The following is a 10,584-nucleotide window of genomic DNA, read 5'->3' as shown; positions in this document are numbered from 1 at the left end:
TGACGAGTTCGTCCTGGATTTGTGCGTTCCGCTCGCTGGCTTTCACGCCATGCCCCACTCATTCTTATTGTCCACAGGCTTAACCGGAACGGCTTAAGGGCGAGGAAAAACCTAGTCATACGATATGAGCGATCACATCGGGTAGTGCCTCGCCGTGTCTCACATCCAACCGGGATGACAAGCGCTACCGGTCTGAATAGAAGGGGCGCAGACCAAACTGTTTTGGCCCGATTTGGAGCGAACCCATGTCCTCTGCCTTCTATGATTTTCTCGCCGGCGAACTGAAGCAGATCGAAGCGGACGGGCTGTACAAGCGCGAGCGGGTCATCACCTCCGAGCAGTTTTCCGAAATCGATGTGCGCGAAGACGGTAAGGACAGCCATGTCATCAATTTCTGCGCCAACAACTATCTCGGCCTGGCCAATCGCCCGGAGCTGATTGACGCGGCCAAGGCGACCCTGGACACGCACGGTTTCGGTGTCGCCTCAGTGCGCTTCATCTGCGGTACGCAGGACATTCACAAACAGCTGGAAGCCAAGATCGCCGCCTTTACCGGCTGCGAGGATGCGATCCTCTACGCGGCGGCCTTTGACGCCAATGGCGGCGTGTTCGAGCCGCTGCTCGGGCCGGAAGACGCAATCATCTCCGATGCGCTCAATCACGCCTCCATCATTGATGGCGTCCGCTTGTGCAAAGCCAAACGCTATCGCTATGCCAATTCCGACATGGCCGACCTGGAGGCTCTGCTCAAACAGGCCCGGGCCGATGGCGCGCGACACATCCTGATCGTCACTGACGGTGTGTTTTCAATGGACGGCTATATCGCCGATCTCAAATCCATTGTGGCGTTGGCCAAGCAATATGATGCGCTGACCATGGTCGATGATTGTCATGCCCACGGGTTCATGGGCGCCAAGGGCCGCGGCACGCCGGAGCATTGTGGTGTTCTCGGCGAGATCGACATCATCACCGGTACGTTGGGCAAGGCGCTCGGCGGGGCCATGGGTGGCTTCACGGCTGCGCGCAAGGAAATCATCGACATGCTGCGTCAGCGTTCGCGGCCCTATCTGTTCTCCAATTCGCTGGCCCCGTCCATCGTCGGAGCGTCGCTGAAAGCGCTGGACATGGTCGAGCAGGGCGATGATCTGCGCGCCCGGCTGCAGGACAATGCCAAGCGCTTCCGTGCCGGCATGAGCGCCGCCGGTTTTGACCTTCTGCCAGGCGAACACCCGATCATCCCGGTCATGCTGGGTGATGCGGCGCTGAGTCAGAAAATGGCATCCAAGCTGATGGATGAGGGCGTTTATGTGATCGGCTTCTTCTACCCGGTGGTGCCCAAGGGCAAGGCGCGCATCCGCACGCAGATGTCGGCTGCCCACACACCGGAAATGATCGATCGCGCCGTGGCCGCTTTCACCAAGGTCGGCAAGGAACTCGGGGTCATATAGGGACCCCGGATTCTTACGACGCCATTCCTTCTATTGTGCGGCTGCGAAGTCGCTAACCTGTTGCCATCGCGTGGGTAATTCCCCGCGCGCAAACAGGAGAGCTGTATGAAGACGGGTTCTATCATCACCTTGAGCGTGGCCGCAGTGGCCCTGATTGGCGGCGCCTTGTGGGGCTTGCCGCAATATGGCGTCTGGCAACAGGAGCTGGCCGGACGGGCCGAGCTGGTGCGCGCCGAGCAAAACCGCCGCATTGCCGTGCTGGAGGCACAGGCCCGGCTCGAGGCAGAAGAGCTCAATGCCGAGGCTGAAGTCGCCCGGGCCCGCGGTGTCGCGGAAGCCAACTCGATTGTTGCGGAGGGTCTTGGCGGGCCCGAAGGATATCTGCGCTATCTCTGGATCCAGTCGCTCGGCGAGAACGGTCAGGATGTGATCTATATCCCCACCGAGGCGGGGTTGCCGATCCTGGAGGCCTCACGGCCGATCGCGCGCTGAAAGCGATAAGCTGACCAACGGGCGGGGCTTGCCTCCGCCCGTTTCGCATGGGAGCGTCGGGGAAACCCCGGGAGAGGTTCGATGTCACTTTCACGCATCTTCTTGCTGCTTAGTCTGGCCCTGACCGTGGCCGCTCTGGTTCTGGCCTATATGATGGGGCAGCCCGCGCCTGCCGGCGCTGAGCCTCTGCCCAATGGCCATGAGCGCGAGATTCTGGCGCTCTACTTCGCCCAATCGCTGGATGACCTCGCCTTCATCACCGGAGACGCGGGGGCGGCCTTGCGCGAATATCTGATGCAGGTCCAGGCCTATGACATGTATTTCCCCTTCGCCTTTGCCGGTCTGGCGGCCTGCCTGTTCACCGCGCTTGGTCTGCGTGGCGTGCACCTGGCCTGGGTCGGAACGCTGACCGCACTGTTCGTCATCGGCGCCGACCTCGCCGAGAATGAAGTGGCCAATCGCATCCTGGCTGACCTGGAGGCCGGTGCTGACCCGACCGAGCGCCTCGATGCCCTCAACTCGCACAGCTGGATCAAATGGTGGGCAATCGCCGGCTATATGGTCTGGATGAGCCTCGTCCTGTTTCTCGAAAAGCGCCGCATGTTGGCGTTGTTTCCGGTTCTGGGGGCGGTACCGATTGTCATCGGCTGGCTCACCCAGCCCGATGGCAGTGTCATGGCCATGACCTATCCGCTGCTTGTTGTTGCAATGCTCTCTTTTCCTGTGATCGCAATCGTCTATCTTCGCGCCGGAAAATAGGAATGGCGGGAGATCCCCATGAAAGCGCTGGTGAAGGCCAAGCCTGAAGAAGGCATCTGGATGAGCGATGAGCCGGTCCCGCAGATCGGACCGGACGACGTTCTCATCAAGATTCGCAAGACCGCCATCTGCGGCACAGATATCCATATCTATAACTGGGATGACTGGGCGCAAAAGCATGTCCCGACCCCGATGGTGGTCGGGCATGAATATGCCGGCGAGATCGTTGAGGTCGGCGGTAATGTGAAACGGGTCAAGGTCGGCCAGCGCGTGTCCGGTGAAGGTCATGTGGTCGGCGACAAGTCCCGCGCGGTGCGTGCCGGCCGTTTTCACCTCGACCCGGAAACCCGTGGCATTGGTGTCGATGCCCCCGGTGCGTTCGCCGAATATCTCAAACTGCCGGCCTTCAATGTCGTGCCGCTGCCCGAAGCGGTGACCGATGAGCTCGGTTCAATTCTCGACCCGCTCGGCAATGCGGTGCACACGGCGCTGAAATTCGACCTGATCGGGGAAGACGTGCTGATCACCGGCGCGGGGCCGATTGGCATCATGGCCGCCGCCATCGCCCGCCATGTCGGTGCGCGCCATGTCGTGCTGACCGATATCAATACCCACCGCCTGCACCTAGCCAGCCAGGTCGCGCCGAATATCCGAACCGTCGATGTCTCCCGGGAAGACCTGAAAGACGTGATGCGCGAGCTGAAAATGAGCGAGGGTTTTGATGTCGGCCTGGAAATGTCCGGCGCTGAGCCAGCCTTCAAATCCATGCTCGACAATATGATCATGGGCGGCAAGATCGCCATGCTCGGCCTGCCCGCCAAGCCGATCCCGGTGGATTTCGGGCAGCTGGTCCTCAAGGCCATCACGCTGAAAGGCGTCTATGGGCGTGAGATGTTCGAGACCTGGTACAAGATGATCGCCATGCTCGAGAGTGGTCTCGATGTCAGCCGCGTGATCACGCATCGCTATGGCGCCGACGAATTCCAGAAGGGCTTTGACGCGATGCGGTCGGGCAAGTCCGGCAAAGTCATTCTGGACTGGGGGTAGTCATGTCCGAAAAACGCGTACCGCTGCAAAACGTGGTCGATTATCCGCCGGAGCAGATGCTGTCGCGGATCACCGATTTCACGCAGGACTTGAAACGTCGCCGCACGGTCCGCGATTTCGATGACCGGCCGGTCGACCGGGCGATCATTGAGCAAGCGATCCAGGCAGCCGGTTCTGCACCCTCGGGCGCCAACCATCAGCCCTGGCACTTCTCCGTCATCGTCGATGCGGACAAGCGCAAGGCGTTGCGCGAGGCTGCAGAGGCCGAGGAACGGGCTTTCTACGAGGGCAAGGCCGGCGATGAATGGCTTGAAGCGCTCAGACCGCTCGGCACCGACGCCGACAAGCCCTTCCTGGAAACCGCGCCGGTGATCATCGCCGTCTTTGCGCAAAAGCGCGGCGGGGTGTCGGTCGAGGACAGCAAGAAGAATTACTACATCAATGAAAGCGTCGGCATCGCCTGCGGTTTCATGCTCGCAGCCCTGCACCAGGCCGGTCTGGTGACGTTGACCCATACGCCCAATCCGATGCGCTTCCTCAACGAGGTCTGCGAGCGGCCGCTCGACGAGAAAGCTTACATGCTGATCGTCGCCGGTCATCCGACGCAGGATGCCACCGTGCCCGAGCACGCGCTGATCAAGAAATCCCTCGAGGATATTTCCAGCTGGGTCTAGCCCGCTGCGTCATAGGCCGCTTTTAGCCAGGCCTTCAGATCGGCGTCGATGTCATCAAGGCTCGAGGTGCGGACGCGGTGGGTGACCATGGCATTGAAGCTGCCTGAGGCTTCCAGGCGTCCCTCTGGCTCGACATCCTTGAGCTTGATGCCGACATCGAGACGGGACTTGGTCGAGGGTTGCAGCACGGCGAACTGCTTGGCCCGGCGCAGGCTGACATAGGCTTTCTTGGGCGAGATCTCGACATCATTGCCGAAGTCCTCGACGAGTTTGATCAGGGCCTCGTAGACCGGTTTCAGGGTTTCCTTGCCGTTATACTGTGCGGCGACCGGGTCGTCCGGCTGGTCATTGGACAAGCTGTCTCGCGCGGTGTGAGCGACGAGATTGGCATAGCCATGGCTCAAACCATGCTCGCCCTTGAGCTGTTTCAACAACTCGCCATGCTTGCGGTCTCCAACGGGGCCCAGTAGAGCCAGCCATTCGTCCAGGCTTTTGCCGGTCTTCTCCGGCATGTTGGCGATCATGCTCTCCAGGGCGCTGTGTTTGGTGTCTGTGCTCATTGGGGCCTCCGATACATCCCAGCCTAGCAGAGCTCCCAAACGAGAACACCCGGGCCGTGAGGTTGGCCCGGGTGCTCCGTCCTTGGGGAGGAGACGCGTTTGTCTGTTTTATCCGGCGGGGAGGGGACGCCGGGCTATGACCGCACGCGCGAGCGGATGGCTGTGAAGGACCAGATCAGGGCGATGACCCAGCCAATGCCGGTCCAGCCCAAGAGCAGATTGGTCAGGAAGATCGCGAACGTATTGTCGTGGCCGCGAAGCAGCGCAATCAGCGTCGGCAAGAAGCCGAAGAGAAAGCTGACGATGACAATTTCCGGTCCCATTCCTGTTCCTGTCTCTACCCAGGCCCGTCGCCGTCCTGGTCCTTATCGAATTACGATATGAATGTAGGAGCGGGTGCGGTATGGCGCAAGGGTGTGGGAGGGGGGAATATACGGATCGGCGTCCCGCTCCTTGAAAGCCTGCCCACGTTCACAAAAAGAGCCGGCAGATGGATCTGCCGGCTCTCTTGTCGCGTCACGCGGTTAGGATGATTAGGCGTCGACCGCCGGGAATTCGTAATCCTTGTAGATTTCCCGCAGCTTGGTCTTGAGCATTTTACCCGTGGCACCGATCGGCATGGCGTCGATGAATTCGATACCATCCGGGATCCACCATTTCGCGACCTTGTCGGCGAGGAAGGCGCGAATGCTCTCCGCATCCTTTGGTGCGCCGGCCTTGGCCTGGACCACGAGCAGCGGACGTTCCTGCCATTTCGGGTGCGGCATGCCGACAGCCGCGGCCATTTCCACATCCGGGTGGCCCATGGCCTCGTTTTCCAGGTCGATGGAGGAAATCCACTCGCCGCCGGACTTGATGACGTCCTTGGAACGGTCAGTAATGGTCATGAAGCCGTCGCTGTCGAGATAGGCGACATCGCCGGTCATGAACCAGCCATCCTCGGTGAAGCTTTCCGCGCCTGCGCCCTTGAAATAGCCCGAGGCGATCCACGGACCGCGGACCTGGACATGGCCGGAGCTCTCGCCGTCCCAGGGCAGTTCCTTGCCCTCATCATCGACAATGCGCATGCCGACACCAAAGACGAGGCGGCCTTGCTTGAGCTTGATCTTGATCTCTTCCTCACGGTCGAGATCGGCGTGCTTGGGCAGGGCCGCGTTGACGGTGCCCAGCGGGGACATTTCGGTCATGCCCCAGCCTTGCTGCATGGTCACGCCATACTTGTCCTCATAAGCGCGCAGCAGGGCTTCCGGCAGGGCCGAGCCGCCGATCAGAACGCGCTGGATCGTGTCAATCCGCTTGTTGTTCTGCTCGAGATAGTTGAGCAGACCCAGCCAGACGGTGGGGACGCCGGCGACATAGCTGACTTCCTCTTCCTCGATCATGGCGTGCAGGTTCTCGCCATCGAGTTGCGGACCTGGCATGACCAGCTTGGCGCCATTCATCAGGGCCGCGTAGGGGATGCCCCAGGCATTGACGTGGAACATCGGAACGACCGGCAGCAGCACACCGCTGGCTCCGACGCCAATCACATCCGAGCCGGAACAGGCCAAAGCGTGCAGGATGGAGGAGCGGTGGGAGTAGAGAACGCCCTTGGGGTCACCCGTCGTGCCGGACGTGTAGCACAGGCCCAGAGCCGTGCGCTCGTCGAAGACCGGCCAGGTGAAATCGGAGGATTTGGCCGCGATCAGGCTTTCATAGCTGCGGCACTCAGTCTGCACAGCGCTGAGATGACCATCCTCCGCCATCAGGATCCAGTGCTTCACATTCGGGCAATGCTGGGCAATGCCGTCGATCAGCGGGGCAAACTGGATATCGAAGAAGACCGCCTTTGCTTCTGCGTGGGCGAGCATCCAGATCAGTTGTTTGGGGTCGAGACGCGGATTGACCGTGTGTACGATCGCGCCGATGCCGGAGATGCCGTAATAGAGCTCGATATGGCGGTGCGAGTTCCAGGCGATGGTGGAGACCACATCGCCCATCTCGATGCCGAGATCGTCGATCAGCGCATTGGCGAGCTGTTTGGTGCGCTCATGCGTGGTGCGATAATTCTGGCGATGGGTTTCACCGCTCTCAGGCAGGCGTGTCACAATCTCCTGGTCGCCATGGCATTTGCTGGCATGGACCAGAATGTCCGAGATCATTAGCGGGCAATCCATCATGAGTCCGCGCATGGTCATCTCTCTCCCCTTTATTCAACCGGTTGGGCGTTTTGGTATTGTCTTATCAAAAGGCTTCTAGCACCGCGGCGCAATCCCTTTGCACGGCGTAACGATATTGCTTATGGCTTTGGCGGCAAGAGCCCCCGACAGGCAATTTTTGGAGAATCTTCATGCCCTTCGATGAAAGCGAGATCCCGGTCTACGCAGATGTTGAGGAGGCTGCGAAGCAGATTGCCGGTCAGGCCGTGCGAACCCCCTTGCTCCGCAACGACCAGCTTGATGCGCGCACGGGGGCTAGGGTCTTCGTCAAGCCGGAGGCGCTCCAACGCACTGGTTCCTTCAAATTCCGCGGAGCCTATAACCGTATTTCCCGTCTGAGCGCGGATCAGCTCAAGCGCGGCGTGATGGCCTATTCGTCTGGCAATCACGCCCAGGGCGTTGCCGCAGCGGCCCGTCTTTTGGGCTCCCACGCCAAGATCCTGATGCCGGCCGATGCGCCGGAGGTAAAGGTGCAGGGCGTGCGCTTCTGGGGCGGCGAAGTCGTCAGCTATGACCGCTACAGCGAGAATCGCGAGGAAATCGGGGCCCGCGTCGCCAAGGAAGAGGGCCGCACCCTGGTGCCGCCTTTCGAGAACAAATATATCATTGCCGGCCAGGGTACGGCCGGGCTTGAAGCGGTCGAGCAGATGGCCGAAGCCGGAGCGGTGCCGGACCATGTCCTGTGCTGTGCAGGCGGCGGCGGTCTGATCGCCGGTGTCGGGCTGGCGATAAAGCAGCACCATCCCGACGCCCAGATCTTGGCTGCCGAGCCGGTCGATTTTGATGACATGAAGCGGACCATCGAGACCGGCATCAAGGTGACCAATGACCAGCTCGCCGGCTCGATTTGCGACGCCATCATCACGCCGACCCATGGCGATCTCACCTGGCGCGTCAATTCGCACCAGCTGGCCGGCGGCACGGCCGTCAGCGATGACGAGGTTCTGGCCGCCATGGCCTTTGCCTGGCGCCATCTGAAGATCGTTGTCGAGCCCGGCGGCGCCGTTGCGTTGGCTGCAGCGCTGACCGGCAAGGTCGACCTGGCCGGTAAGACTGCACTCGTCATCATCTCCGGCGGCAATGTCGACCGGGCGATGTTCGAGCGGGCATTGGAACGCGGCGAAGACTAGTTGGACGGATCCGGCGCGGCCGTCGAACCGGCCCGCAAGTCATCCTCGATCGTCAGGGCCACCGGCTCATCATTAGCCAGGCGGGTGCGATAGACCTGCATATTTTCCAAGACGCGCATGACGTAATTGCGTGTTTCGGAGAACGGGATGCTCTCCACCCAGTCGATCGGATCGACATCGGGGTCACGCGGATCGCCATAGTCCTGGATCCAGCGCCGCACCCGGTGTCCGCCTGCATTATAGGCGGCGAGGGCCATGACATAGTTGCCGTCATATTCCTCGAGCACCTCGGCGAGATGGTGCATCCCCAGAGTGAGGTTGTAATCCAGGTCATCGGTGAGCCAGTTGCTCCGATAACTTTCGCCGATTTCGCGGGCGGTCTGGCGCGCCGTTGCCGGCATCAGCTGCATCATGCCGCGCGCGCCCGCACCCGAGACGGCCCGCTGGGAGAACTCGGTTTCCTGGCGGATAACCGAGTGAACGATCTCATCGGACGGACGCGACACCTGAGCGCCGGTCTGCGGCAGGTCGATCGTCGGATAGGCACTTTGCGGCAACACCATGCCGCGCTGGCGAGCCGCCTTGGCGGCGCGCACGGACTGACGGGTGTAGAGATATTCATTGGCCAGACTGGCCAGAAGGACAGCATCTTCCGGATTATCCACCAGGTCGTCCATGCGATAGCTGAACAGGCGGTAGTAATAGTCCTCGCCCTGTTCGGCGAGACGGCGCATGGCCTGGATCTCAAGCCGGTTTTCAAACGCATTGCGGCGTTCGAGCGACGGCTCCGGGTCCGCCTCGAAGGTGAGCTGGGCCTCGTCTCCCGCCAGTTGGGCGATGGCCAGCTGGCCATAATAGGCGGTGCTGTGTTCACCGGCCTCGGTGTAATATTCCGCAGCCATGACCGGGTCGCCCATCGCGTCCGCGGCGCGGGCAATCCAGTAGGCGGCGCGGGAGACCGACACGGTCGTCGAGACGTTTTCACGCAGCTGGCGGAAATGAGCCATTGCATCGGGCGCCCGGTCGAGATGGACCAAGGCGAGCCAGCCGGCGAGGAATTCAGCATCGGCAAAATCGGCGCCACGTTCCATGCCGTGCGCCCGCGCCAGTTCATAGGCCGTGGCGTAATCCTGGTCGCGGATCAGTGTCAGGATCATCAGCTTGCGCTCGGTCCACATGAGGTCGAGCGCATTGGTGTCAGTATGCGCATCGGGCAATTGCAGCAGCAGCGGCAGCACGCTGTCCCGCAGGCCGGACCGGCGGCGCCAGCGGGCGCGCTCGAAAACCAGGCCGGGATCATTGCGCAGGCTGGTCGGCACCGCGTCCACGGCGCGATCGACACCGCTCTGGCGTCCGGCCAGGCGCAGACGGGCCTCGGCGACCCGGCGGTTGCCGCCTTCAAGTAGCGGCACGACACGGCGGGCGGCTGTGCGCTGGCCCGACCAGATCAGATAGTCGACCCGCGCCAGATGGTCTTCATCGGTGAAGCGGTCTGTGTGGGTCCGGTAGACGCGGCGCTGCTCGGGCAGGGGCAGGCGGCCCGTGCGCCAGGTTTCGCGCAAGAGGGCTTCACCTTCATCAACCCGGCCCATGTCCAAGAGGGCCTCGGCATGGGCGATACGACCCCGCCCGGTGACCGGAGGGTTGTTCTCAAACCAGCTGACGATGAACGGCGCCGACAGGCCGGAGGTGGAAATCTTGGATTCGGCCTCGGAGCGGATGAAGCTGTCACGCGGCCAGTTGTCCAGCTCGCGCAGGGCCATGTCGAGTTCCGGGAAAGTCGCGCGGGGATCATTCAGGGAGATCATCCACAACAGGAGTGAGCGTGAAGCCGGGTCGGTAATGCGATCGCGGACGTCGCGCACTTCACTCCACTGATCATCCTCGGCCGCATCCAGTCCGGCGCGGAACAGGTGGAAATCGGCATCATCGAGATAGGCCGAATGGTTTTCGGGAGCAGGCCGCATGCGCGGCGTCGGGGTCTGGGCCATGGCGGGGGCCATGACAGCCAGCATAACAAGCACGGAAAGGCTACGGGCGATCATTGTTCGCAATACGCGTCCTGGGGTTTGGGGCGAAATCACTTCACCGCAATCAGACGCAGCTGTCCAGCCTTGTTGAGAAAGCTTGGCCCAGACCGATTGCCCCGATATGGTCCGCCGCCTCATAATCAGCTTTCGAGATTGAAACATGTTCAAGGGCTCCATCACTGCGCTCGTCACGCCTTTCAAGAACGGTGCCGTCGATGAAGATATGGTTGCCGCGCTTGCAGAACG

The 10,584-nt window shown here is 61.5% G+C and carries 11 protein-coding genes; 6 read left to right on the top strand and 5 right to left on the bottom strand.

Going from position 1 to position 10,584, the window contains the following annotated elements:
• Positions 1 to 245 precede the first annotated feature (245 nt).
• From kbl to Q1V51_RS12350, 5 genes are all read left to right on the top strand, one after another.
• A complete protein-coding gene (gene kbl / locus Q1V51_RS12370; RefSeq protein ID WP_300556802.1) occupies positions 246 to 1,448 on the top strand; it encodes a glycine C-acetyltransferase in 1,203 nt (400 codons plus the stop codon).
• 105 nt (positions 1,449 to 1,553) lie between these two features.
• On the top strand, positions 1,554 to 1,940 hold the full coding sequence (locus Q1V51_RS12365; protein ID WP_300556800.1) for a hypothetical protein: 387 nt from the start codon (positions 1,554 to 1,556) through the stop codon (positions 1,938 to 1,940).
• An 81-nt stretch (positions 1,941 to 2,021) separates the two neighbouring features.
• On the top strand, positions 2,022 to 2,699 hold the full coding sequence (locus Q1V51_RS12360; protein ID WP_300556798.1) for a hypothetical protein: 678 nt from the start codon (positions 2,022 to 2,024) through the stop codon (positions 2,697 to 2,699).
• Positions 2,700 to 2,717: 18 nt separating this feature from the next.
• On the top strand, positions 2,718 to 3,746 hold the full coding sequence (gene tdh / locus Q1V51_RS12355; protein ID WP_300556796.1) for an L-threonine 3-dehydrogenase: 1,029 nt from the start codon (positions 2,718 to 2,720) through the stop codon (positions 3,744 to 3,746).
• Positions 3,747 to 3,748: 2 nt separating this feature from the next.
• The gene (locus Q1V51_RS12350; RefSeq protein WP_300556794.1) at positions 3,749 to 4,420 is read left to right on the top strand and encodes a nitroreductase family protein; all 672 of its coding nucleotides are present in this window, start codon (positions 3,749 to 3,751) and stop codon (positions 4,418 to 4,420) included.
• Here the strand turns inward: Q1V51_RS12350 and Q1V51_RS12345 are convergent.
• From Q1V51_RS12345 to Q1V51_RS12335, 3 genes are all read right to left on the bottom strand, one after another.
• A complete protein-coding gene (locus tag Q1V51_RS12345; RefSeq protein ID WP_300556792.1) occupies positions 4,417 to 4,980 on the bottom strand; it encodes a DUF4287 domain-containing protein in 564 nt (187 codons plus the stop codon). The two genes, Q1V51_RS12350 and Q1V51_RS12345, sit on opposite strands and share 4 nt — an antisense overlap.
• Before the next feature lie 134 nt (positions 4,981 to 5,114).
• On the bottom strand, positions 5,115 to 5,303 hold the full coding sequence (locus tag Q1V51_RS12340) for a superinfection immunity protein (RefSeq protein ID WP_300556790.1): 189 nt from the start codon (positions 5,301 to 5,303) through the stop codon (positions 5,115 to 5,117).
• Positions 5,304 to 5,513: 210 nt separating this feature from the next.
• Positions 5,514 to 7,157, bottom strand: a complete 1,644-nt coding sequence (locus Q1V51_RS12335) for a long-chain-fatty-acid--CoA ligase (protein ID WP_366522748.1) — start codon at positions 7,155 to 7,157, stop codon at positions 5,514 to 5,516.
• 152 nt (positions 7,158 to 7,309) lie between these two features.
• Here Q1V51_RS12335 and Q1V51_RS12330 point away from each other — a divergent pair, with 152 nt between their 5' ends.
• Positions 7,310 to 8,308 carry a threonine/serine dehydratase gene (locus Q1V51_RS12330; protein ID WP_300556786.1) on the top strand — a complete coding sequence of 333 codons (999 nt, stop codon included), beginning with the start codon at positions 7,310 to 7,312 and terminating at the stop codon, positions 8,306 to 8,308.
• Here Q1V51_RS12330 and Q1V51_RS12325 read toward each other — a convergent pair.
• Positions 8,305 to 10,353, bottom strand: coding sequence for a lytic transglycosylase domain-containing protein (locus Q1V51_RS12325; protein WP_300556784.1), 2,049 nt, complete (start codon positions 10,351 to 10,353; stop codon positions 8,305 to 8,307). The two genes, Q1V51_RS12330 and Q1V51_RS12325, sit on opposite strands and share 4 nt — an antisense overlap.
• Before the next feature lie 49 nt (positions 10,354 to 10,402).
• Positions 10,403 to 10,584 (bottom strand): hypothetical protein (locus tag Q1V51_RS12320; protein WP_300556782.1); only part of this gene is annotated, 182 nt, incomplete at its 5' end.

Origin of the sequence: Maricaulis sp. (genome assembly GCF_030149235.1) — a bacterium.
GTDB lineage: Bacteria > Pseudomonadota > Alphaproteobacteria > Caulobacterales > Maricaulaceae > Maricaulis.
This window is presented reverse-complemented; position numbering and strand designations above follow the sequence as displayed.